At 68.7% G+C, this 22,059-nt stretch carries 21 protein-coding genes; 7 read left to right on the top strand and 14 right to left on the bottom strand.

From position 1 onward, the window contains the following. The first annotated feature begins 24 nt into the window (after positions 1–24). The gene (gene gnd, locus RHOOR92_RS0104440) at positions 25–930 is read left to right on the top strand and encodes a phosphogluconate dehydrogenase (NAD(+)-dependent, decarboxylating) (protein ID WP_007510246.1); all 906 of its coding nucleotides are present in this window, start codon (positions 25–27) and stop codon (positions 928–930) included. Positions 931–1,700: 770 nt separating this feature from the next. Here gnd and RHOOR92_RS0104430 read toward each other — a convergent pair. The 6 genes from RHOOR92_RS0104430 to RHOOR92_RS0104410 form a co-directional block, all read right to left on the bottom strand. Continuing rightward, positions 1,701–2,246, bottom strand: a complete 546-nt coding sequence (locus tag RHOOR92_RS0104430) for a DUF488 domain-containing protein (RefSeq protein ID WP_027489710.1) — start codon at positions 2,244–2,246, stop codon at positions 1,701–1,703. Position 2,247: 1 nt separating this feature from the next. Then, positions 2,248–2,463: a DUF2945 domain-containing protein gene (locus RHOOR92_RS0104425; protein WP_027489709.1), complete on the bottom strand. Its 216-nt coding sequence runs from the start codon at positions 2,461–2,463 to the stop codon at positions 2,248–2,250. A 149-nt stretch (positions 2,464–2,612) separates the two neighbouring features. Beyond that, on the bottom strand, positions 2,613–3,035 hold the full coding sequence (locus RHOOR92_RS19190) for a GIY-YIG nuclease family protein (RefSeq protein WP_231378321.1): 423 nt from the start codon (positions 3,033–3,035) through the stop codon (positions 2,613–2,615). Positions 3,036–4,055: 1,020 nt separating this feature from the next. Beyond that, positions 4,056–4,760: a LytTR family DNA-binding domain-containing protein gene (locus RHOOR92_RS0104420; protein ID WP_027489708.1), complete on the bottom strand. Its 705-nt coding sequence runs from the start codon at positions 4,758–4,760 to the stop codon at positions 4,056–4,058. Beyond that, positions 4,760–5,812, bottom strand: a complete 1,053-nt coding sequence (locus RHOOR92_RS0104415) for a histidine kinase (protein ID WP_027489707.1) — start codon at positions 5,810–5,812, stop codon at positions 4,760–4,762. Before RHOOR92_RS0104415 ends, RHOOR92_RS0104420 begins: the two co-directional genes overlap by 1 nt. 29 nt (positions 5,813–5,841) lie before the next feature. Further along, positions 5,842–6,504, bottom strand: a complete 663-nt coding sequence (locus RHOOR92_RS0104410) for a dienelactone hydrolase family protein (RefSeq protein ID WP_027489706.1) — start codon at positions 6,502–6,504, stop codon at positions 5,842–5,844. Between the two features lie 284 nt (positions 6,505–6,788). Between RHOOR92_RS0104410 and RHOOR92_RS0104405 the strand changes: the two genes are divergently transcribed. Further along, entirely contained in the window at positions 6,789–7,211 is a 423-nt protein-coding gene (locus RHOOR92_RS0104405) for a transposase (protein WP_081660216.1), read from the top strand. A 94-nt stretch (positions 7,212–7,305) separates the two neighbouring features. On the opposite strand, the gene RHOOR92_RS0104400 is transcribed toward RHOOR92_RS0104405, so the two are convergent. Beyond that, a complete protein-coding gene (locus tag RHOOR92_RS0104400) occupies positions 7,306–9,474 on the bottom strand; it encodes a prolyl oligopeptidase family serine peptidase (RefSeq protein ID WP_027489704.1) in 2,169 nt (722 codons plus the stop codon). Between the two features lie 147 nt (positions 9,475–9,621). On the opposite strand from RHOOR92_RS0104400, the gene RHOOR92_RS0104395 reads away from it, so the two are divergent. Next, entirely contained in the window at positions 9,622–12,048 is a 2,427-nt protein-coding gene (locus RHOOR92_RS0104395; protein ID WP_027485452.1) for a prolyl oligopeptidase family serine peptidase, read from the top strand. 166 nt (positions 12,049–12,214) lie between these two features. Beyond that, entirely contained in the window at positions 12,215–12,556 is a 342-nt protein-coding gene (locus RHOOR92_RS0104390; RefSeq protein ID WP_027489703.1) for a hypothetical protein, read from the top strand. Positions 12,557–12,676: 120 nt separating this feature from the next. Here the strand turns inward: RHOOR92_RS0104390 and RHOOR92_RS0104385 are convergent, their stop codons facing one another. Both RHOOR92_RS0104385 and RHOOR92_RS0104380 read right to left on the bottom strand, forming a co-directional pair. Next, a complete protein-coding gene (locus RHOOR92_RS0104385) occupies positions 12,677–13,015 on the bottom strand; it encodes a cupredoxin domain-containing protein (RefSeq protein ID WP_027485454.1) in 339 nt (112 codons plus the stop codon). Positions 13,016–13,025: 10 nt separating this feature from the next. Further along, positions 13,026–13,556: a DUF4142 domain-containing protein gene (locus RHOOR92_RS0104380; protein ID WP_027489702.1), complete on the bottom strand. Its 531-nt coding sequence runs from the start codon at positions 13,554–13,556 to the stop codon at positions 13,026–13,028. Between the two features lie 161 nt (positions 13,557–13,717). Between RHOOR92_RS0104380 and folE the strand changes: the two genes are divergently transcribed. Then, positions 13,718–14,341, top strand: coding sequence for a GTP cyclohydrolase I (gene folE, locus RHOOR92_RS0104375; protein WP_027485456.1), 624 nt, complete (start codon positions 13,718–13,720; stop codon positions 14,339–14,341). Between the two features lie 55 nt (positions 14,342–14,396). Then, on the top strand, positions 14,397–15,101 hold the full coding sequence (locus RHOOR92_RS0104370) for an RNA polymerase sigma factor (protein ID WP_007510273.1): 705 nt from the start codon (positions 14,397–14,399) through the stop codon (positions 15,099–15,101). Positions 15,102–15,161: 60 nt separating this feature from the next. Here RHOOR92_RS0104370 and RHOOR92_RS0104365 read toward each other — a convergent pair whose 3' ends face one another. The 5 genes from RHOOR92_RS0104365 to zwf form a co-directional block, all read right to left on the bottom strand. Then, entirely contained in the window at positions 15,162–15,980 is an 819-nt protein-coding gene (locus tag RHOOR92_RS0104365; RefSeq protein ID WP_027489701.1) for a TlpA disulfide reductase family protein, read from the bottom strand. Positions 15,981–16,080: 100 nt separating this feature from the next. Further along, positions 16,081–16,734 carry a bifunctional 4-hydroxy-2-oxoglutarate aldolase/2-dehydro-3-deoxy-phosphogluconate aldolase gene (locus RHOOR92_RS0104360; RefSeq protein ID WP_027489700.1) on the bottom strand — a complete coding sequence of 218 codons (654 nt, stop codon included), beginning with the start codon at positions 16,732–16,734 and terminating at the stop codon, positions 16,081–16,083. A gap of 139 nt (positions 16,735–16,873) precedes the next feature. Beyond that, positions 16,874–18,691 (bottom strand): phosphogluconate dehydratase, encoded by a 1,818-nt coding sequence (gene edd / locus RHOOR92_RS0104355; protein ID WP_027489699.1) that lies wholly within the window; start codon positions 18,689–18,691, stop codon positions 16,874–16,876. Between the two features lie 149 nt (positions 18,692–18,840). Beyond that, complete coding sequence (gene pgl / locus RHOOR92_RS0104350; RefSeq protein ID WP_007510281.1) at positions 18,841–19,554, bottom strand: 6-phosphogluconolactonase; 714 nt, start codon at positions 19,552–19,554, stop codon at positions 18,841–18,843. 97 nt (positions 19,555–19,651) lie between these two features. Beyond that, positions 19,652–21,115, bottom strand: a complete 1,464-nt coding sequence (zwf, locus tag RHOOR92_RS0104345; protein WP_015446446.1) for a glucose-6-phosphate dehydrogenase — start codon at positions 21,113–21,115, stop codon at positions 19,652–19,654. A gap of 184 nt (positions 21,116–21,299) precedes the next feature. Between zwf and RHOOR92_RS0104340 the strand changes: the two genes are divergently transcribed. After that, complete coding sequence (locus RHOOR92_RS0104340; protein ID WP_007510286.1) at positions 21,300–22,052, top strand: GntR family transcriptional regulator; 753 nt, start codon at positions 21,300–21,302, stop codon at positions 22,050–22,052. Positions 22,053–22,059: the final 7 nt, after the last annotated feature.

The following is a 22,059-nucleotide window of genomic DNA, read 5'->3' as shown; positions in this document are numbered from 1 at the left end:
CTTTCCCGTTACGGAGTGAACACGATGGAACTTGGCATGGTGGGTCTCGGGCGCATGGGCGCGAACATGGCCGAACGCCTGGTGAAGGGCGGCCACAAAGTCGCGGGTTTCGACCCCAGCGCCGACGCGCGCCAGGCCGCGGCGGCGCACGGCATCGCGCCGGCGACCTCGCTGGCGGCACTGGTCGCGGCCCTGCCCGCACCGCGCGTGCTGTGGCTGATGGTGCCGGCCGGCAAGATCACCGACGACACCGTCGACGCGCTGCTGCCGCTGCTGGCCAAGGGCGACACCGTGATCGATGGCGGCAATTCCAACTACAAGGACACGCTGCGCCGCGCGCAACGGTATGCCGAGCACGGCCTGGGCTACGTCGACTGCGGCACCAGCGGCGGCGTGTGGGGCCTCAAGGAGGGCTACAGCATGATGATCGGCGGCGACGAAAAAGCCGTCGAGGCGCTGCGGCCGATCTTCGAGACGCTGGCGCCGGCGAAGGACCAGGGCTGGGGCCACGTCGGCCCGGCCGGCGCCGGCCATTACACCAAGATGGTCCACAACGGCATCGAGTACGGCATGATGCAGGCCTACGCCGAAGGCTTCTCGATCCTCAAGCACAAGCAGGAGTTCGGCCTCGACCTGCACCAGGTCGGCGAGATCTGGCGCACCGGCAGCGTGGTGCGCTCGTGGCTGCTCGACCTGGCCACTGACGCGCTCGGCAAGAACCCGAACCTGGACGGCATCGCGCCCTACGTGGTCGATTCCGGCGAAGGCCGCTGGACCGTGAACGCCGCGCTGGAACTCAACGTCTCCGCCCCGGTGATCACGCTGTCGCTGATGGAGCGCTTCCGCTCGCGCGACAGTGACTCGTTCGCCGACAAGTTGCTGGCATCGCTGCGCAACGAGTTCGGCGGGCACGCGATCAAGAAGGAGTAGCGCGTTCCGCATCACTCCCCGCTGCCCCCGTAGGAGCCCGCTCGCGGGCGATGCCCTTGCGCCCCCCACGCCTGTGCCCGAACGGCTGACTTCCCCCACCGTTCGCACCGGCAGGCACGTCGTATCCTCACCTCGTCATGCCGCCGAAGGCAGGCCGTTCGCGCCGCATCTCCGCTCCTCGTCATGCCTGCGAAGGCAGGCATCGCACTTCATCCATCATGTCTGCGGCAGAGCCTGCAGGCAGAGCAAGAGCTGTCGCGCGCCTACGAGTCGTCTTCCTCTTGCGCTTCCCCGTGTAGGAGCGCGCTCGCGCGCGATGCTCTTGCCACTTCCACTCACATTCCCCGAACGGTCCGCCCCCCGCCGATGACATCGACAAGCCTCACACTCCACTTCGTCATGCCTGCGCAGGCAGGCATCGCACTTCATCCATCATGTCTGCGACGGAGCCTGCAGGCAGAGCAAGAGCTATCGTGCGCCTTTGGCGCCCGAGTTACTTTCTCTTTGCGTGCTCACGCGCACGCAGGATGCGTGCGCGAACAGCGAAGCTGGCCCGAAGGGCGTAGGGCAGGATGCCCGGAGTAAAGAGAAAGTAACCCAAGAGAAAGAGCACCCCGCTCGGCGCTTGCCGGGCATCGGGAAACTGCTCCCTGCGTTGCCTCAACTCGGGCATCCATGCCCTCGCCTGGCCCGCACTCGGTGCGCAACCGCTGCGCGGTTGCGAGAGCGAAAAGCTCTTGTTCCGGTTTTTGCCGCTCTCGCCTACCGATCTACAGCAAACCGCCTTGCGCCGGCGCGTAGCTCAACCGACCGTCGACGATATGCGCCGGCGAGGTGTACGGGTGCACCGTGCTGTGCACGGCGTCGAGGATGTGGATGACCTCGATGCCGCGCAGCTTGAACACATCGGCAACGATCGAGCGATGGCAGCGCCACCACACCGCCTCGGCGCACATCATCGCGGTGCGCTTGCCGGTGGCCAGCGCCAGCAGTTCGGCCAGGCCTTCGGCAAACTCCGCGGTGGCCGTGTAATCCGCGTAGCCCTGGAACGAGGCGTTGCGCCACGCGGTGTTCGGCGAGCCCGGCTGCACCTTGCGGCGGCCGCCCAACTTGGGCATCCAGCGGTAGGCGATGCCGTGCGCGGGCAGCGTGGCGGCCAGCGCGTCGCTGGCGAAATGTGGATGGCGGCGCGAACCGGGGAAGCGCCGCACGTCGGCGACCGCCTCGATCCGGTATTCGGATAGCAGGCCGAGGAACTCCTCAAGAGTGCGGGTGGAGTGGCCGATCGTCCAGATCGTGCCAGGGTCGGCGGGCATCTCAGTCGATCTTGTGCAGCGCCGCGCCCTTGTGCATAGCGACGTGGTCGGTCTTGTCGCTCCGGATCTCGTACTGCGGATCGGCCTCGCTGCAGTGGCGCGTGTGGCCCTTGTAGTCGGTGTCGCGCGTGTGCACCGCGATGATCCGGCCGGTGACAAATCCTGCCTCCGAATTCCAGCGCATGTGGTCGCCGATCTTGAAGGGATGATTTGTCATGGTGGCTTTCGCGGCAGCAGATCCAGAACTATTGGAGCGGGCTGTTTGCTCAGTTCAGGTGGGGCTGGGGTAGTTGCATGAGTTCTAGTTGGATCATGCTCTGACGCCTGAGTTAAGCGACGCCGGAGGCGCCCGCCTTGAACGAATTGTCAGTTTTTTTGCGTGCTGGCAACAACTGCAATGCACCGTGGAACATTGAGTTGCTCGGGCGGAACCGAAAGCTTGGCGATACGCTGAAGCAACTGTGGTGAGCTGTGAAACCACTCGGAGCCTTTGGTGCCTGGTTTGAATCTAGCTAAATGCGCGAACTCAATGTGCAACTGGCGCTCCAGTACCTCGGCCTCCCTGGTGGGAAAGTTACCAGACTCAAACGGCTTGAGTCCGAGAACCTGAACCGGCTCATGGTTGGAAGTCTGGATTTGCGCAAGGCGCCGACGAACCGCAGACTCCAATGTGAATTGCGACGTGATGGCAAGCACGCCGATCTTGACTGCCACTACTGGGTCGCCGACGCCAAGGAAATAAACAACGCCATGACAAGCCCACCACTTTTGTGTGGATGGTGAGGCCAACTCTGGTTCTTTTGGCGCGCGCACTATATTCCCCCAAAATCTAACGAGGTTGTAGAAAAAGTACCCTGGCGCGGATTCGCATGATTTCAGGGGGTACTTGAACCCTTCCCGGCAGGCTGCGCGTCGATTGTAGAGCGTTCTGTGAAGTCGCTTTTCCCCGGCTTGGCGACCAACTTGTCCAGAAGTGGTTTTTCTACAACCTCAACGCTGGAGTTAAGCGGCGGCGAAAGCCGTCCGCTTGGATGATTGGTTATGCGATTACTGCATGTGGTCGGTATTGTTCTCTAACTGAACAACTCTCGATGCCGCAGCCTGTATCGCTGAGTTAGCGCCTATTAGGCTAAATCGTACGACCTTAAACTGACCGCTTTTCATTGGCAGAGCAATGCCTAACGTAGTGCTGGTAGATATACCGTTACTGAGATCGTTTGAATTCTCAATTGTGCTGTAGTACGTGTCACCGAACTTGGTACAGGTTATTGTTGACTGGAGCGCGCCAGCATCTGTGTTTATAAGAATCGCACTTTTGGAACCCGGATCACACGTGGTGTGGGCCGAGACATAGTACATACAGCGATTGACCGATGCAGAGCATATAAAGCCGAAGGTAGATCCTGATTCGTTGACCGTGAAGGCTTCGGTCAAAGTGGAACTTCCGCGCAAATCCGCTTGCCAGTCAGCGTATTGGGTTTTTTGGGCGTGTGTAACGAAGGGAAAAGCCGCCGCGAGTGTCGTGGCTAACATGAAGAATGTGCGTAGCATGATTCCCCCCTTCCGCATAACACTTAGTAGGCCCCACATCGAGGCATATACACCGGATATTCAGCTTTCGACCATCGGTCGTCAAGCAAGTGAAACTTGCGTGGGTTCAATGCGTTGGCCGTTGGCGTGGGGCATGTCCACATGATGTTGCCGCGTCGCATATCTCACGGATCGCGGTGCCATGTCTTATCACCGACAATCCGCGGTGATAAAAGTCGCCGTTCCGGCTTGCCTGCAGGGTTTGGTAGCAACAGGCATTTAACCGAGTCGCAGCAACTTCCGCACCGCCGGCAGATTGCGCCGGCTGATCTCAGGGTTGAGTTCGCTACCGTCGAGGCGCGCCAGCACGCGGCCGTCGGCGAGGGTCTTGAGGCCGAGCAGGCGCGGCGGCGGCACCAGGCAGTTGCGGTGCAATCGAATCAGCTGGTCGGGGTAGGCTTCCTCCAGCTGGCGAAGCGAATCCTCGATCAGCAGCTCGCCGCGGCGATGCTGCACGACCACGTATTTTTCCTCGGCGAGCAGGCAGATCACTTCGTCCAGTGCGATGCGTACCTGCTCGCCGCGCAGGCGGCCGTACAGGTAGGCGGCCGGTTCGCGCGGGGCGTCGGCGAGGCGGCGTTGCGCGCGCTGCAGCGCCTCGCGCAGGCGGTCGAGCCGCACCGGTTTCAGCAGGTAGTCGGCCGCGCCCAGCTCGAACGCCTTCAGCGCATGCGCCTCGTAGGCGGTGCAGAAGATCACCTGCGGCCGCGTGCGGCCGGCCAGGCGCTGCGCCAGCGCCACGCCATCGATCCCGGGCATGTTGATGTCCAGCAGCAGCGCGTCCGGCTGCAGTTCGCCGAGCGCGGCCAGCGCGGCTTCGCCGTCGCCGACGTTGCCGACGACTTCCACGCCGGCGCAGTCGCCGAGCAGCGCGGCCAGGCGCGCGCGTGCCAGCGGCTCGTCGTCGACCACCAGCACGCGCATCAGCTTTTTCCTCCGGGCAGCTGCAGCAGCACCACGAAGCGCTCGCCCTGCGCGCCGGCCTGCACCTTCGCCTGCGGCCCGTAGCGGTAGGCGACGCGCCGGCGCACGCTGTCCAGGCCATGGCCGTTGCCGGCGGCGGGCGGGGTGGCCGGCAGCGGGTTGATGATCTCGATGCGCACGCCGCGGCCGTCGCGCTGGCCGCGCAGGATCACCTCGCCACCTTCGCGCAACGGCTGGATGCCGTGGCGCACCGCGTTCTCCACCAGCGGCTGCAGCAGCAGGCGCGGCAGCGGGAAATCGGCGGGCAGCTCATCCAGCTCGCGGCGCACGCGCAGGCGTTCGCCCAGGCGCAGCTGCTCGATCGCCAGGTAGCGCTCGACCAGCGCCAGCTCCTCGCCCAGCGTGCCGTCGGCGCTGTCGTGCTGGCCCAGCGCGGCGCGGAACAGTTCGGAGAGGTCCTCCACCGTGCGCTCGGCGGCATCGGGGTCGACCCGGATCAGCGCCGCCACGGTGTTCATGCTGTTGAACAGGAAGTGCGGGCGGATGCGCGCCTGCAGTGCCTCGACCTGGGCGCGGGTGACCGCCGCCAGCCGCGCCTGCCACTGCGCCAGCACGTAGAAATAGCGCAGCATCGCGGCGCCGAGCAGGGCGGCGATCAGCACGTTGTCGCGCACGAATACGGGCAGGCTGCCGCGCACCAGATGCATCTGCAGTGCGCCGTCGAACCAGTGCGCCACGATGCTGGCGAGCAGCACCAGCAGCAGGATCAGCAGCCACACGCCGACATACGGCAGGTGTCCTGGCAGGCGCTGCAGCCACGGCCGCAGCCCGCACAGCACCACCGCCGCCACCATCCCCAGCAGGGTCACGAACAGCATGCCGACGCTGTAGGCCGACCAGTCGCGCGGATCGTCGCGCGCCAGCCACATCACGGTCACCGTCAGCGCGCCCACCACCAGCAGCGCGAACAGCGCCGGCAGCTGGCAGAAATCCGGCAGCGGACTGTGTTCGGTGCGGCCGCGCGCGGCGCGGCGGGAGGTTGGTTCGCGCATGCGGCAAGTATGCCGCAGCGCGGTCGCGCTTACGCCAGCCGCTGGCCCAGCCAGCGGCGCAGGTCGTCGATCTCCTCGGCGCAGACCGCGTGGGCCATCGGGTAGGTGTGCCAGTCCACCGGATAGCCCAGCGCCTGCAGCGCATCGCGCGAGGCGGTGCCGCGCGGCAGCGCGACCACCGGGTCGGCGCTGCCGTGGCCCTGGAAGATCGGCGTGGCCGCGTTTGCGGCGCTGCGCTCGGCGGCGAGCGTGGCGGAGATGGGCAGGTAGGTCGACAGCGCGATGATGCCGGCCAGCTTTTCCGCATGGCGCAGCCCCGCGGACAGCGCGATCGCGCCGCCCTGCGAGAAGCCGGCGAGGACGATCCGCTCGCTTGGCACGCCGCGCGCGTGCTCGCGTTCGATCAGCGTCCCGACGGCGGCGATCGAGGCGCGGATGCCGGCCTCGTCCTGTGGCGCGCGCGCGTCGAAGCCGATGATGTCGTACCACGCACGCATCGACATGCCGTTGTTGATCGTCACCGGTCGCACCGGCGCATGCGGAAACACGAAGCGCAGCGCCGGCCACGCCGGGTCCACCAGCTCCGGCACGATCGGCGCGAAGTCGTGGCCGTCGGCACCGAGGCCGTGCAGCCAGATGATGCTGTAGCGGGGCGAGGTGCCGGTTTCGTGTTCGACGGTGGGGAGGGTCATGGTAGGAATCGACGGCGGAAGGCGGATGCCATCGTAGCAGTCTCGATCCCCTGCCTCGATGCGTAGGAGCCCGCTGGCGGGCGATGCTCTTTCCCCTGAGGCATCAGAGCAAAGGCATCGCCCGCCAGCGGGCTCCTACTGGGCGTAGAGGATTGGGAGGACAGGAGTCGATGCTGACACGCGATGTGTTTTGCTGATATCCACGGCAGTCTGCACGCATGCCTGCTTTTCCACCCATTGGTCGCCATGCCTTGCGCCAGGGCCGCGTGTCCATTCCTGGCCAGATGTATTTGCTGACGACGGTGACCCGCCATCGCGAGTGTCTCTTTGCGGATCTGGCCCGCGCACGGGTGGCCAGCCGGGTCATCCATGCGGCGTCGACCTGGGCGGATGCCCGCCTGCTCGCCTGGGTGCTGATGCCCGACCATTGGCATGGCTTGTTGCAGCTCGGCGATGAGCCGCTGGGCCGGGTCATGAATCGATTCAAGGGCTGCGCGTCGCGCGCGTTGCATGAGTCGTGCGGGCTGGATGGACCGCCGTGGGATCGCAGCTTTCATGATCACGCGTTGCGGGCCGATGAGGAAGTCAGGGCGGTTGCGCGATACATCGTCGCCAATCCGGTGCGTGCCGGCCTGGTCGACAGCGTGCTTGCCTATCCCTACTGGGATGCCGTCTGGCTCGACGGCGATGCATCGCCACTCTTGTAGGAGCCCGCTGGCGGGCGATGTTTTTGTTCTGATCTTAGCGACATCAGAGCAAAGGCATCGCCCGCCAGCGGGCTCCTACGACGGAGTGGGTGATTTATTTTTCAACGTCCAGCCCCAGCTCGTGCGCGAAGAACGTCAGCCCGATCGCGGTGTCGCCGACGCGCTGGCTGAACGGGGCGCCGATGCCGTGGCCGGCGTTCATGCGGGTCAGCAGCAGGATCGGCCGCGTCGACGAGCTGGCGTTCTGCAGCGCGGCGGCGAACTTGCGCGATTGCCACGGCGCCACCCGCGGATCGTTTTCGCCGGTGGTGAGCAGCACTGCCGGGTAGCCGGTGTTCGGGCGCACGTGCTGCAGCGGCGAGTAGGCCAGGGTGGCCTTGAACTGCGCCGGGTCGGCGATGCTGCCGTACTCGGGGATGTTGTACGGGCCGTTGGCGAAGTCGGTCTCGTGGCGCAGCATGTCGTAGATGCCCACGCGCGCCACCACGGCGCGGTAGTCGGCCGGGTGCTGCACGATCTGCGTGCCCATCAGCAGGCCGCCGTTGCTGCCGCCGAGGATGCCGAGGTGCGCGCGGTCGGTCCAGCGCGCATGGATCAGCGCCAGCGCGGCGGCGTGGAAGTCGTCGAACACGTTCTGCTTGTCGAGCTGCTGCCCCTGCGCGTGCCAGCGCTGTCCGTTCTCGTTGCCGCCGCGGATGTTGGCGTAGGCGAGTACGCCGCCGCGCTCCAGCCAGGCCAGGTTCGGGCCGATGAAGCCGGGCTTGATCGGGATGTCGAAGCCGCCGTAGCTGTAGAGGATGGCGGGCCGCTTGCCGTTCGCCGTGGTGCCGCGCAGCGACAGCACGGTCACCGGGATCTTCGTGCCGTCCTTCGAGGTGCCTTCGATGCGTCGTGCGACCACCTTCGAATAGTCGGCGGCAGGCTTGACCTCGAACACGGTCTTCAGCGCGCCACTGCGGCCGTCGTACTCGGCCCAGCGCGTGGGCGTGCTCCAGCCGCCGTAGCTCACCAGTGCCTTGTTGCTGCCGGATTCGGAGGCGATCTCGCCGATGCCGATGCCATGTTCCGGCAGCGGCAGCCGGCGCACGAAGATCGCGCCGGCGTCGTACTGCTCGACCCACCAGTCGGGGCCCCGGCTGCGCACCACCAGGAAGCCGTCGCCAAGCGGGGCGATCTGCTGGATCGCGCCTTCGCGCTCGGCCAGCACCGGCGCTGCCTTGCCGTTGTCGCCGATGGCCACGACCTTGCCGCGCGGCGCATCGCGGAACGCGGCAACGTACAGACGTCCATTCACCCAGGCCGCGGTGCGCACGTTGGCGCCGCGATCGAGCACGCGGATGAAGCGATCTCCGTGCTGCAGGAACACTTCGGCCGGGCCGCCGTCGCCGTCGTAGGCGAGCACGGCGGCCTGCGCGCTGGCCGGCGCATTCACCAGCACGTACTCGGCGGTTTTCGAGTAGCCCTTGCCGAACACCACGCGATCCGTCGTGGCGGCCTGGCCCAGCGTGTGATGCACCAGGGTGGCGTGGAACTGTTCCACTTCCTGCCCCGCCGCCGGCGGCGCGAAGCGCACGTAGCTGAAGCCGCGCTCGTCGGCATCCCAGGCCAGGCCTTGCGGCGTGGTGCCTCCGCCGGCCCAGGGCAGGGTGTCGGGCAGGGTCTTGCCGCTGGCCACCTCGAGCACGCGGATGGTGGTCAGCTCGCTGCCGCCCTCGGCGCTGCCGTAGGCGAGGTAGCGCCCGCGCGGCGAGGGCCAGTAGGCGGTGATCGCGGTGCCGGCGCCGCCGTGGTCGGCGTTCGGATCCACCAGCACCTTCGCCGTGCCGTCCGGCCACGCCTGCGCGATCAGCACCGGCTGCGGCTGCGGCGGGGTCTGCTGCAGATAGAACAAGGTGCCGCCGGCCAGCGTGGGGCCGGAGCGCGTGGTCGAGGTGATCGCCAGCTGCTGCACCCGCACGGTGAGCGCCTTGCCCTGCGGCATCGCCGCCAGGGTCGCCTCGGTGTACGCGTTCTGCGCGGCTATCCACCGCCGCACCGCCGGGTCGTCCGGGTTTTCCAGCCAGCGGTACGGGTCTGCCACGCTGACGCCGTGGAAGGTGCCGGACGCGGCCTGCTGCGGCGTGGGCGGCGGCAGCGGCTGCGGCTCGCCGATCAGCGCCAGCTCGCGCGGCGGCTTCGTCGACGGATTCACGGGCGGCAGCTGGGCGGCGGCAGCGGCGCCGGCGGCGAGCAGCAGGGCGGCGGCGAAGGACGCAAGGCGCATGGCGAGGGTTCCATGGGAAGACGTGGCAGCAAGCAGGGTAGCAACGCGCCGCCGCCGCTGCAGCCGCCGGCCGCTGACTTTCGGCAGGGGTGGCCGCGGATCGCCGCTGCGCTCGGTTATGCTGGCTTTTTTGCCCGGGAAGAATCCATGCGCCGATTGCTGCTGGCCGCCCTTGTCGCCTTCACCGTCGCGCCGCTGGCCGCGCTCGCCACGCCGGCATCGACGCCGCTGGACCTGGACACCGTGATGGCCAACCCGGACTGGATCGGCCAGGCGGTGGAGTCGCCGTACTGGAGCGTGGACGGGCGCAGCGTGTACTACGCGCTGAAGCGCGATGGCAGCCCGCTGCGCGACCTGTACCGGGTCGACCCGGCTACCGGGCAAGGCGCGAAGCTGGACCCGGTCGCGCTGGCGCAGGCCGACGGCCCGGCGGTGTTCGATCGCGCGCACCGGCATGCCGCCTTCATCCTGCACGGCGACGTGTTCGTGGTGGACCTGGCCAGTGGCCGGCGCCAGCAGGTCACCCGCACGCCGCAGGACGAATCCGCGCCGCGCTTTTCCGCCGACGGCCGCGCGCTGCAGTTCCGCGACGGCAACGACTGGTACAGCCACGACCTGGCCAGCGGCGTCACCGCGCCCGCGGCAGTGCTGAAGTTCGCCGACGACCCGCAGGCGAAGCAGCCTGACGCGCTGGGCGAGCGGCAGCTGGAATTGTTCAAGACGCTGCGCCGGCTCAAGGCCGACAAGCAGGCGAAGCGCGACGAGGAGCAGGCGCTGGCCGCCGCCGACCCGGGCCGCGCGCCGCTGCCGTTCTTCCTCGGCGACAAGATCACCCCGGTCGACAGCGAACTGTCGCCGGACGGCCGCTGGCTGCTGCTGGTCACCGCGCCGAAAGGCTACGAAGCCGGCAAGGCGCCGACGCTCGCCCACTACGTCACCGACTCCGGCTACCTCGAACCGCAGGAGGCGCGCGTGTACGTGGGCCGCAACGACCCGGCGCCGCAGTCGCTGCTGCTGCTCGACCTGGCCAACCACCAGTCATACCCGCTGGCCACCGACCCGCTGCCCGGCATCCACGACGATCCGCTGAAGGACTTGCGCGCACGCGCCGTCGCCGCGCTGCAGAAAGCCGGCAAGGCCGAGCAGGCCAAGGCGCTGAAGGCGCCGGAACGGCGCGCCGTGCGCATCGTCGGCAGTGCCGACGACGGCGGTGGCGGCGGCATCGCATGGAGCGACGACGGCCGCCAGCTCGCCATCCAGCTGCGCGCGATCGACAACAAGGACCGCTGGATCGCCAGCGTGGATTTCGCCAGGCACGCGCTGGTGCCGCAGCAGCGGTTGACCGACCCGGCGTGGATCAACTGGAACTTCAACGATTTCGGCTGGCTGAAGGACGGCCGCACGCTGTGGTACCTGAGCGAGCAGACCGGCTGGTCGCAGCTCTACGTCAAGCCGCTCGACGGCAAGGCGAAAGCGCTCACCACCGGCCGGTTCGAGGTGAGCCACCCGCAGCTCAGCGCGGACGGCCAGTGGTTCTACCTGCGCACGAACCGGGTTGCGCCCTACAGCTACGACGTCTACCGCGTGCCGTCCGCCGGCGGCGAGCTGGCGCGCGTGACGCACTACCAGGGCATGGACGACTTCGCGCTGTCACCCGACGGCACGCAGCTCGCCGTGCTGCATTCCGCGCCCTACGTGCTGCCGCAATTGGCCGTCCAGCCGTCCGCCGGCGGCACGCCGCGCGAGCTGACCAGCACCATGAAGGCGGCGTTCAGCGCGCACGACTGGATCGCGCCGAAGATCGTCGAGGTGCCGTCCTCGCACGGCGCGGGCGGCATCTGGGCGAAGTACTACGGCCCGGCCGACGAGGGTGCGTCGCCGAAGCCGGCGGTGATCTTCGTGCACGGTGCCGGCTACCTGCAGAACGTCACGTTGTCGTGGTCGCACTATTTCCGCGAGCAGATGTTCCACAACCTGCTGGTGAGCCAAGGTTATGTGGTGCTGGACATGGACTACCGCGCCTCCGAAGGCTACGGCCGCGCCTGGCGCACCGCGATCTACCGCCAGATGGGCCACCCGGAACTGGAAGACCTGCTCGACGGCAAGGCGTGGCTGGTCAAGAACCATCACGTCGATCCGCGCCGCGTGGGCATCTACGGCGGCAGCTACGGCGGCTTCATGACCGAGATGGCGCTGCTGCGCGCGCCGGGCGAGTTCGCCGCCGGCGCCGCGCTGCGCCCGGTCAGCGACTGGACACTGTACAACCACGAGTACACCGCCAACATCCTCAACGATCCGCAGCTCGATCCCGACGCGTTCAAGGCCAGCTCGCCGATCGAATACGCCGACCAGTTGCAGGATCCGCTGCTGATCGAACACGGCCTGATCGACGACAACGTGCTGGCCGAGGACTCGATCCGCCTGTACCAGCGCTTCATCGAGCTGCACAAGAAGAACTTCTGGATCTCGCTGTACCCGCTGGAACGCCACGGCTTCGTGCACGCCGATTCGTGGTACGACGAGTACCGGCGCATCGACGAGCTGTTCGGGACGTACGTGAAGCCGGTGAAGTAGGCGGCAGCGCGTGGCGGGGCGCCACTCGGCATGGGGGCGCGCCCGCGGCGACACGCGTGGGGCTCTTGACCGGTTGAACCCTGCCAGCCGAAAGTACTTCGGCTGGCAGCACGTGGCCTGAGCGTTCGGCGGCATGCCGGGACGAGGTCTCTGCCGAGGGGGAAACATGCGCAAGTTGCTGTGGATACTCGTGGCGTGCGGCCTGCTGCTGGCCGCTTGCGCCAAGCCGTTGCCGCCGGAGAAGCTGGCGTATGCCGGGCAGTGGCGGTCGACGACGATGTCGCTGCTGATCACCACCGGCGGCAACGTGAACTACCGGCGGGTGGACGGCGGCATGAGCAAGTCCGTCAACGGCCCGCTGCAGGCGTTCGAGGGCGACAACTTCGTGGTGGGCATCGGCCCGGTCAGGACCACCTTCGTGGTCTCGATGCCGCCGCACCAAGACGGCAGCGCGTGGAAGATGACGGTGGACGGGGTGGAGCTGACCCGGGTGCCGCGGGGCGAGTAAGCCCGGAAAAACGGTCGCAACGGGATCGTGCGGATCCCGTTGCGACCGGGGGACCGGCAGCACTGCAAGATCGCGGTAGGACGGCCTTGCAAGCTCGGGGGAGCGAGTGCTGCTGCCGGGTTACTTGGCGACCAGGGTGCCGGTCATGCCGGGGTGGAACTTGCAGAAGAACGCGAACGAACCGGCCTTGGCCGTGGTGCGCACGGTGGCGCCCGGTTTCAGGTCGATGTCGAAGCTGCCGTCGCGCGCGGTGGCGCTGTGTTCGAAGATGTCGTGATTGACCCATTCGATGACGTCACCGGCGCGCACGCCGGTGGGCATCGGGCCGAACATCATCTTGTCGAGCACGATCACGTGCACCGTCTTTGCCTGTGCCGTGGCCGGGGCGGCCGCGAACGCCGGCGCGGCGGCCACGCCCAGGCTCAGCAGGCCGAGGAACAGAAGCGTGCTGCGGAACATGACGTGCTCCTTACTTCAGGCTGGCAGCCAGGTGCTCGGCGTGCATCTCGTGCTCGTGGAACAGCTTCGAGCCGGTTTCCAGCAGCGACTTCAGCTCGGCGTTCTGCGTGGACGGGATCAGCGTGCCGTCGAGCGCGGCCAGCACGGCCTTGTGGAAGGCCACTTCGTTCTCGGCATAGGCCTTGTCATAGGCCGCGCCGCTCAGCGCGGCCAGCTTGGTCTGCTCGGCGGCGGCGCCCTTGGCCAGTGACTGGCTGGTGCCGTTGTCGGCCGGCGTGACGCCGAGCTTCTTGGCCAGTGCCAGCGCCTGGTCGTTCACGGCGGCGTGGTCGCGGGCCATTTCCTTGGCGAACTCGACTACCGCCTGGTTGTGCGACTTGCTCAGCGCCTGCTTGGCGGCGGTGACGTCGATCGCGCCGGCGGTGTAGGCGATGTGGGCGATCTGCGCGTCGTTGATGGCCGGCGCCGGGGTGGCGGCGTGCACGCCGGCGAGCGAGCCGAGGCCGAGCGCGACGACGAGGGCGAACAGGGATTTGTTCATGAGCGGTGTCTCCTTGGGATGGATGAAGGGCGAGCGAAGCTTGCCGGTGCCCATGAGATGCAGCAGCGGCGCACAGGTTCCGGCGGGTGCGCGGAGTGCAGCGGGAACCTCGGCCGCGGCGCCTGCGTCGGATCGGCTGTCACCCCAGCGAAACCTCTCCCATGCTCGAACTCGATCAATCCATCGCTTCCACCGCCGCGCCGATGCCGGTCGCGGAAACCCCCCGCCCCACCCGTGCCGAGGCGGAAGCCGCCGTGCGCACGCTGATCCGCTGGGCCGGCGACGAGCCCGCGCGCGAGGGCCTGCTGGCCACCCCGGCGCGGGTGGTGCGCGCCTACGAGGAATGGTTCGCCGGCTACCGGCAGGATCCGGCCGGCCTGCTCAGCCGTACCTTCAGCGAGGTCGGCGGCTACGACGAACTGGTGCTGCTGCGCGACATCCCGCTGCAGTCCACCTGCGAGCACCACCTGGCGGCGATCCGCGGCGTGGTGCACATCGCCTACCTGCCGGATCGGCGCGTGGTCGGCATCTCCAAGCTGGCGCGGCTGGTCGAGGCGTTCGGCCGGCGCCTGCAGATCCAGGAGCGGCTGACCGTGGAGATCGCCGATACCCTGGCGCAGGTGCTGCATCCGCGCGGCGTGGCGGTGGTGGTCGAGGCCAGCCACGAATGCCTGTCTTCCCGCGGGGTCCGTTTGCACGGGGTGTCGATGCAGACCCGGCGCCTGGTCGGCGAATTCGCGCAGGAACCGCGGCGCGGCGAGATCCTGGCCACGCTGGCCGGCTGACCCGGGAACCTCGGGCCACCCCGCTGCATCGGATCAGGTGTAAAAGGAGAAAGCCATGTCAGCCCATGCCCATGTTGCATCCGTCGACTACGCCGCGCTGGACGACCACGCGCTGGTGGCGCAGGTTCGCGCCGGCCATCGCGAGGCGTTCCGCCACATCATGCAGCGCTGCAACCAGCGGTTGTTCCGCGTGGCGCGCGCCGTGCTCGGCGAGGAGTCGGAAGCGGAAGACGTGCTGCAGGAATCGTATATGCGTGCCTATCACAAGCTGGATTCGTTCCGTGGCGACTCGACCTTGCTGACCTGGCTGACCAGCATCGTGCTGAACGAGGCGCGCGGCCGGTTGCGCAAGCGCCACACCATGGTCGGCCTGGAGCAGGTCGACGCGGCGGTGGAGGATACCCACCAGATCATCCAGTTCCCCTCGAAGTTCGGCAGCGAGGATCCGGCGGTATCAGCTGCGCGCACGCAGATCCGCCACCTGCTCGAACACGCCATCGACAAGCTGCCGGAGGCGTTCCGCACCGTCTACATGATGCGCGAGGTGGAGGAATGCTCGGTGGAGGAAACCGCCAGCCTGCTGGCGATCAAGCCGGAGACGGTGAAGACCCGCCTGCACCGCGCGCGCCGGCTGCTGCGCACGTCGCTGCAGGGCACTTTGGCCGAGACCATGAGTGGGGCGTTCCCGTTCATGGGCCAGCGCTGCGCCCGCGTCACCGACGCGGTGATGGCGCGGCTGGAGACCGAACAATCGGCCTGACCCGTGCAGCGGCGCAGGGCGGGCAGCGCCCGCCCTGCGCCGCCGCCCATGGCGATGTGATCAGCGTGGTGCGGCGGCGGGCGGGGTGATCCGCTGCAGCCGCTCGGCCAGCGTGGCGCGCGACAGTTCGCCGATGTGCATGTCGCGCAGGCGGCCGTCGGCGTCGAGGAACAAGGTGGTCGGGTAGCCGCGGGCGTTGTAGTGGTTCGACAGGTCCAGATTGCCGTCGATCAGCACGTCGTCCAGCGCGAGGCGCTGCACCTGCATGAACTGCTTCACCGCGGCTGCCGATTCGCCCTGGTCAGCGAACACGAAGCGGATCTGCGGCATCGTCCGCTGCGCCTCGGCCAGCACCGGCATCTCGCGCCGGCACGGGCCGCACCAGGTGGCCCACAGGTTGATCACGCTGGGCTGGCCGCGCAGCGTTTGCAGTGATACCTCGCGGCCGTCCAGGTCGCGCAGCGCCAGGGCCGGCAAACCGGGATGGCTGGCCGCGGTCAGCTTGTACGCGAGCAGTCCGGCGAAGGCCCAGGCCGCGATGCCGACCGCCACGCCGGCGGCCAGCGGCCGGCGCAGCGGCGGCCGGCGCCAGCCGATCAGCGTCGCTGCCGCCAGCAGCCCAAGCGCGCCGGCGATCGGGTCGAAGCCCTGGTCGCGGATGTTCAGCATGCTCAGCGGCTGCTGCACGTACTGCGGCCACCAGCCGACGACGTAGGCGATGCGCGCGGTCAGCAGACCGACGCCGAGTGCCAGATACAACGCATTGCCGGCGTCGGCGTAACCGCGTCGGGCCAGGAAGCCGGCCACGGCGAGTGCGGCGACGACGCCGAACAGCAGTGCCAGCAGCGCCGACGAGAGTGCCAGCGGTCCGATATTCACGTGCTTCCGTCCTTGCCGGTGAGGGCTCGCGCCGATGGCGACGAGTGCGTGCAAGCGGGAACCTTACCCGGTATCGCGTGGCCGGGCGGCGCAGGCCGCGTCAGTCCGCCCGGCGCAAGCCGGCTGCCTCGCGCGCCAGTCGCTCGATGCCGGCCCAGTCGCCGGCGGCGAGCCGGTCGGCGGGAGTGAGCCAGGAGCCGCCCACGCACAGCACGTTCGGCAGGGCGAGGAAATCCGGCGCGCTGCTCAGGCCGATGCCGCCGGTGGGGCAGAAGCGGATCTGCGGCAGCGGGCTGGCCCAGGCGCCGAGCAGCTTGTGGCCGCCGGCCGGCACGGCGGGGAAGAACTTCAGGTGGCGATAGCCGCGTTCGAGCAGGGCCATCGCCTCGCTGGCGGTGGCCACGCCGGGCAGCAGCGGCAGTTCGCTGTCGTCGGCGGCGTCGAGCAGGCGCGGCGAGGTGCCGGGCGAGACGGCGAAGCGGGCGCCGGCCTGCCGCGCCGCCTGCAGGTCGCGCGCGCTCAGCGCGGTGCCGCAGCCGACCACGGCGCCTTCCACCTCGGCGGCGATCGCGCGGATCGCCTCCAGTGCCGCCGGCGTGCGCAGGGTGACCTCGATGGTCGGAATGCCGCCGGCGACCAGCGCGCGCGCCATCGGCACCGCGGCCTTCGCGTCGTCGATGATCACCACCGGAATCACCGGCGCCAGCCGCATGAGGGTTCCGACTTGCTGCTGCTTGTGTTCGATCGAACTCACGTCTGGCTCCTGGGGTTTGGCCCCTCCCCCTGCAGCGCAGGGGGAGGTTGGGAGGGGGTTGCTCAGGCTGGCGTGGAAGTGAAGATCAAGAGCGAACCCCACCCCAACCCTCCCCTGCAAGGCAGGGGAAGGAGCAAGGCTACAGCACGCCGGCGCCGAGGTCGGCGTTGGCGGCGGCCTGGCGGAACAAGCCGAACAGTTCGCGGCCCATGCCGCTGTGCTCGCCGGACAGGTCGGCGACGTGCGGCAGGCGGGCATCCAGCTCATGCGCCTCCAGCAGGACGTCCAGACGTCCATTCGCCGCGTCCAGGCGGATCATGTCGCCGTCGCGGATCTTGGCGAGGTTGCCGCCGGCCACCGCTTCCGGGGTCACGTGGATCGCCGCCGGCACGCGGCCGGAGGCGCCGGACATGCGGCCGTCGGTGAGCAGGGCGATGCGGTGGCCGCGGTCCTGCAGCAGCGCCAGCGTGGGGGTGAGCTTGTGCAGTTCGGGCATGCCGTTCGCGCGCGGGCCCTGGAAGCGCACCACCGCCACGAAGTCGCGGTTGAGCTGGCCGCGCTTGAACGCGCCGGCGACCTCGTCCTGATCGTCGAACACGATCGCCGGCGCCTCGATCAGCAGGCGGTCGTCCGGCACCGAGGAGACCTTGATCACCGCGCGGCCGAGATTGCCGTCGAGCATGCGCAGGCCGCCGTCGGGGCGGAACGGTTCGTCCACGCCGCGCAGCACGCCGCGGTTGCCGCTCTGCTTCGCCACCGGCTGCCAGTGCAGCGCACCGCCCGCGTCGAGCGCCGGCACCTGCGCATAGCCGTCCAGGCCGGTGCCGAAGATGGTCTGCACGTCGGCGTGCAGCAGGCCGGCGCCGAGCAACTGGTCGATCAGGAAGGCCATGCCGCCGGCGTCGTGGAACTGGTTCACGTCGGCGTAGCCGTTCGGGTACACGCGCGCCAGCAGCGGGATCACGCCGGACAGTGCGTCGAAGTCGTCCCAGCGCAACTGGATGCCGGCCGCGTGCGCGATCGCGACCAGGTGCAGCAGGTGGTTGGTGGAGCCGCCGGTGGCGTGCAGGCCGATCACGCCGTTGATGATCGCGCGCTCGTCGATGATGTGGCCGAGCGGCAGGGACGCGTCGCCCAGCGCGCTGTGGGCGGCGACGCGGCGCACCACCTCGGCGGTGAGCGCGTCGCGCAGCGGGGTGTCCGGCGCGGTGAAGCTGGCGCCGGGCAGGTGCAGGCCCATGATCTCCATCAGCATCTGGTTGGAGTTGGCGGTGCCGTAGAAGGTGCAGGTGCCGGGTGCGTGGTACGAGGCCGCCTCCGCTTCCAGCAGCTCGGCCTTGCTCGCCTTGCCGTCGGCGAACGCCTGGCGCACCTTCGACTTCTGCTCGTTCGGGATGCCGCTGGGCATCGGCCCCGACGGCACGAACGCGCCCGCCAGGTGGCCGAAGCTCAGCGCGCCGATCAAGAGGCCCGGCACGATCTTGTCGCAGATGCCGAGGAACAGCGCGCCGTCGAACATGTCGTGCGACAGCGCCACCGCGGTGGCCAGCGCCACCACGTCGCGCGAGAACAGCGACAGCTGCATGCCGGGGCGACCCTGGGTGATGCCGTCGCACATCGCCGGCACGCCGCCGGCGACCTGCGCAGTGAAGCCGGCGTCGCGCGCGACCTGGCGGATCAGCGCGGGATAGCGCTCGTACGGCTGGTGCGCCGACAGCATGTCGTTGTAGGCGGTGACGATGGCCAGGTTGGCGCGCCGGCCGCTGCGCAGCGCCGCCTTGTCCTCGCTGCCGCAGGCGGCGAAGCCGTGCGCCAGGTTGCCGCAGGACAGGTGCTCGCGCTGCGGCCCGCTGCGGTCGACCGCGTCGATCCGCCGGAGGTAGGCCGCGCGCGTGTCGCGGCTGCGCTGGCGCAGGCGTTCGGTGACTTCGGCGACGACGGGGTGCAGCGTGGTCATGATTTCTTACCTTGTCTGTAGGAGCGCACGCTGTCCGCAAGGGACTTCCTGCGGTCGTGCGCGATGCTCTGGTTGGCGGTTCCCCGGGCGGGCATCGCCTGCCGTTCGCGCACAGGGCGTGCTCCTGCGGGCGATGCCGTTGGTGGTGGTCACGGACACCAGTACACCGCCACCGGCACGCGCGGCTGGGCCAGTACCGCGCGCACCGGGTAGTCCCGTGCGGCGCCGAGGCCGAGCCGCGCGTCGGCGAGCAGGTCGCGCTTCTTCTCGCCGGCCACCAGCAGGTACAACGCGCGCGTTTGCAGCAGGGTCGGCAGGGTCAGCGTGATGCGCGGCTCGCCGGCGCCGGGCGCGTGCATCGGCAGCACGCGCGCCGTGCCGTCCAGGTCCAGCGCCTCGGCCAGGTGGTCGCCGCCGGGGAAGAACGAGGCGGTGTGGCCGTCCTCGCCCATGCCCAGCACCACCGCGTCGAACGGCAACGGCAACGCCTCGATGCGCGCGTTGGCGGCAGCCAGGCCAGCCTCGGGGCTGGCGTCGCCGGTGTACAGCGGCACGAAGCGCGCCGCGGCGGCGGCATGCAGCAGCAGCCGCGATTTCACCAGCCGCGCGTTCGAACGCTCGTCGGTGTCCGCGACCCAGCGTTCGTCGACCAGGGTCACCTGCACCCGGGCCCAGTCGAGCTGCTCATGCGACAGGCGCTCGAAGAAATCCTTCGGCGTGCTGCCGCCGGAAACCGCCAGCACGGCGTGGCCGCGTTCGGCCAGCCCGCGGCGCAGGCGTTCGGCGACGCGCTCGGCCAGCGCCGTGGCCTGCGCGCGGCAATCGGTGAAACTGTGCGTGGTGACGTTCAGGTGAGTAGTCATGGCGGCGGTCGCGACGGGCACGCGGGCGTGGCCGGGCGTAGCGTGGGGAAGGGACTGCCAGTCTGCCGCGGGCCGGTGCAGCGGCAGGTGAACCGGATCATTCACTGTCTTCGTTCCAGGTGCGGCCGTCGCGCTCGATCAGCGCCACCGCGGCGCTCGGGCCCCAGCTGCCGGCGGCGTACGGCCGCGGCGGCTCGCCGCTGTCGGCCCAGGCGGCGAGGATCGGGCCGGCCCAGCGCCACGCCGCCTCCACTTCGTCGCGGCGCATGAACAAGGTGGGGTTGCCGCGCACCACGTCCAGCAGCAGGCGCTCGTACGCGTCGGGCTGCTGCACGCCGAACGCCTGGGCGAAGCTCATGTCCAGCGGCACGTGGCGCAGGCGCAGGCCGCCGGGGCCGGGATGCTTGATGGTCAGCCACAGCTTCACCCCCTCGTCCGGCTGCAGCCGCAGCACCAGCCGGTTCTGCGACAAGGTGCCGGCGTCGGGGTTGAAGATCGAATGCGGCACCGGCTTGAAGGTCACCGCGATCTCCGACACCCGGCTCGGCAGCCGCTTGCCGGTGCGCAGGTAGAACGGCACGCCGGCCCAGCGCCAGTTGGCGATCTCCGCCTTCAGGGCGACGAAGGTCTCGGTGTTCGACTTGCTGTTGCCCAGTTCCTCCGGGTAGCCCGGCACGCCAGCGCCCTCGGCCACGCCGGCGCGGTACTGGCCGCGCACGGTGAGCTGGGCGGCGTTGCTGTCGTCGATGGCTTTCAGCGAATGCAGCACCTTCAGCTTCTCGTCGCGCACCGCGTCGGGCGCCAGCGAGGACGGCGGCTCCATCGCCACCATGCACAGCAGCTGCAGCATGTGGTTCTGCACCATGTCGCGCAGCGCGCCGGCACGGTCGTAGTAGGCGCCGCGATGGCCGACGCCGAGGGTTTCGGCCACGGTGATCTGCACGTGGTCGATGTGCCCGGCGTTCCACAGCGGCTCGAACAGCGCGTTGCCGAAGCGCAGCACCAGGAGGTTCTGCACGGTCTCCTTGCCGAGGTAGTGGTCGATGCGGAAGGTCTGCGATTCGCTGAACACCTTGCCGACCGCGTCGTTGATCTGGTTCGCGCTGGCCAGGTCGCGACCGATCGGTTTTTCCAGCACCACGCGCGAGGCGCCCTGGTTGAGCCCGTGCTGGCCCAGCCGGGTGCAGATGTCGACGAACAGTTCCGGCGAGGTGGACAGGTAGAACACGCGCACGTGCTCGGGCTGGGCGCCGATGAACGCGGTGAAGTCGTTCCAGCCCTCGTCCTTGCGCGCGTCCAGCGGACGGTAGAACACCTGCTGCAGGAACACGTCGAGCTGCGCCGCCGCGCACACCCCGATCAGCGCCTCGCGCAGCTGCGCGCGGTAGCCGGCGTCGTCCAGCGCTTCGCGGGCGATGCCAACGATGCGGCTGCTGGCCGGGATCTGGCCGTCGAGGAAGCGGTGGAACAAGGCCGGCAGCAGCTTGCGTACGGCGAGGTCGCCGGTGCCGCCGAAGATCACCAGGTCGAACGGTTCGACCGATTGGGGGGAAGCAGTCACGCGGGTCACCTCGACTCGATGCCGGATGGCGGGCGGAAGGCCTGGCGGCGCGATCGCCCGGATTTCCGTCGATGGTACCAGTGAAATACCAGATCGACCACGGGTCTGCATACGAATTCATGCGATGAGGGTGGGCGTGATACGGGCTTGCAGCCAGTGGTTCGCTATTGGTATCGTTCGCGACATGGAAGCCGCCCTCGCCCATGAATACCGCCGGATCTGCCACGACCCGGCCACGCACCAGCCGCTGGCCTACCTGCGGCTGCGCCAGGCGATCCGCAACATCATCGGGCACCGCGACATCGAGCCGGGCCAGGCGCTGCCCAGCGAGCGCGACCTGTCGCAGACGTTGAAGCTGTCGCGGGTGACCGTGCGCAAGGCGATCGCCGGCCTGGTCGAGGAGGGCCTGCTGACCCAGCGCCACGGCGCCGGCACCTTCATCGCCGAGCGCATCGTCAAGCCGATGTCGCGGCTGACCAGCTTCACCGAGGATCTGCGCGAGCGCGGGCTGTCGCCGCGTTCGGAGTTCTTCGAGCGCGGCATCGGCGAGGTGACGCCGGAAGAATCGATGGCGCTGAACCTGTCGCCCGGCTCGCTGGTGGTGCGCCTGCACCGCGTGCGCTACGGCCAGGACGAGCCGCTGGCGATCGAGCGCAGCGTGGTGCCGGCCAGCGTGTTGCCGGACCCGCACCTGGTGCGCGATTCGCTGTACGAGGCACTGGAAAAACTCAACGCCCGCCCGCGTCGCGCGCTGCAGCGGCTGCGTGCGGTGTCGCTGAACGCGCAGCAGGCGCGGCTGCTGCACGTCAGCGTGGGCAGTGCCGGGCTGAACATCGAGCGGCGCAGCTTCCTCGACGACGGCCGCGTGGTCGAGTTCACCTGCTCCTGGTACCGCGGCGACATCTACGACTTCGTCGCCGAACTGCAGACCGATTGAAGGAACG

The sequence above is a fragment of the Rhodanobacter sp. OR92 genome, from assembly GCF_000427545.1.
In the GTDB taxonomy this organism is placed as follows: Bacteria; Pseudomonadota; Gammaproteobacteria; order Xanthomonadales; family Rhodanobacteraceae; genus Rhodanobacter; species Rhodanobacter denitrificans.
Note: the sequence above shows the minus strand (reverse complement) of the source record. Positions and strands in the feature narration are given on the sequence as shown.

Excerpts from the sequence above, each read along its gene's own strand:
- gnd (WP_007510246.1), top strand. The coding sequence starts at position 25 with ATGGAACTTGGCATGGTGGGTCTCGGGCGCATGGGCGCGAACATGGCC.
- RHOOR92_RS0104430 (WP_027489710.1), bottom strand. The coding sequence starts at position 2,246 with ATGCCCGCCGACCCTGGCACGATCTGGACGATCGGCCACTCCACCCGC.
- RHOOR92_RS0104425 (WP_027489709.1), bottom strand. The coding sequence starts at position 2,463 with ATGACAAATCATCCCTTCAAGATCGGCGACCACATGCGCTGGAATTCG.
- RHOOR92_RS0104420 (WP_027489708.1), bottom strand. The coding sequence starts at position 4,760 with ATGCGCGTGCTGGTGGTCGACGACGAGCCGCTGGCACGCGCGCGCCTG.
- RHOOR92_RS0104415 (WP_027489707.1), bottom strand. The coding sequence starts at position 5,812 with ATGCGCGAACCAACCTCCCGCCGCGCCGCGCGCGGCCGCACCGAACAC.
- RHOOR92_RS0104410 (WP_027489706.1), bottom strand. The coding sequence starts at position 6,504 with ATGACCCTCCCCACCGTCGAACACGAAACCGGCACCTCGCCCCGCTAC.
- RHOOR92_RS0104405 (WP_081660216.1), top strand. The coding sequence starts at position 6,789 with ATGTATTTGCTGACGACGGTGACCCGCCATCGCGAGTGTCTCTTTGCG.
- RHOOR92_RS0104400 (WP_027489704.1), bottom strand. The coding sequence starts at position 9,474 with ATGCGCCTTGCGTCCTTCGCCGCCGCCCTGCTGCTCGCCGCCGGCGCC.
- RHOOR92_RS0104395 (WP_027485452.1), top strand. The coding sequence starts at position 9,622 with ATGCGCCGATTGCTGCTGGCCGCCCTTGTCGCCTTCACCGTCGCGCCG.
- RHOOR92_RS0104390 (WP_027489703.1), top strand. The coding sequence starts at position 12,215 with ATGCGCAAGTTGCTGTGGATACTCGTGGCGTGCGGCCTGCTGCTGGCC.
- RHOOR92_RS0104385 (WP_027485454.1), bottom strand. The coding sequence starts at position 13,015 with ATGTTCCGCAGCACGCTTCTGTTCCTCGGCCTGCTGAGCCTGGGCGTG.
- RHOOR92_RS0104380 (WP_027489702.1), bottom strand. The coding sequence starts at position 13,556 with ATGAACAAATCCCTGTTCGCCCTCGTCGTCGCGCTCGGCCTCGGCTCG.
- folE (WP_027485456.1), top strand. The coding sequence starts at position 13,718 with ATGCTCGAACTCGATCAATCCATCGCTTCCACCGCCGCGCCGATGCCG.
- RHOOR92_RS0104370 (WP_007510273.1), top strand. The coding sequence starts at position 14,397 with ATGTCAGCCCATGCCCATGTTGCATCCGTCGACTACGCCGCGCTGGAC.
- edd (WP_027489699.1), bottom strand. The coding sequence starts at position 18,691 with ATGACCACGCTGCACCCCGTCGTCGCCGAAGTCACCGAACGCCTGCGC.
- pgl (WP_007510281.1), bottom strand. The coding sequence starts at position 19,554 with ATGACTACTCACCTGAACGTCACCACGCACAGTTTCACCGATTGCCGC.
- RHOOR92_RS0104340 (WP_007510286.1), top strand. The coding sequence starts at position 21,300 with ATGGAAGCCGCCCTCGCCCATGAATACCGCCGGATCTGCCACGACCCG.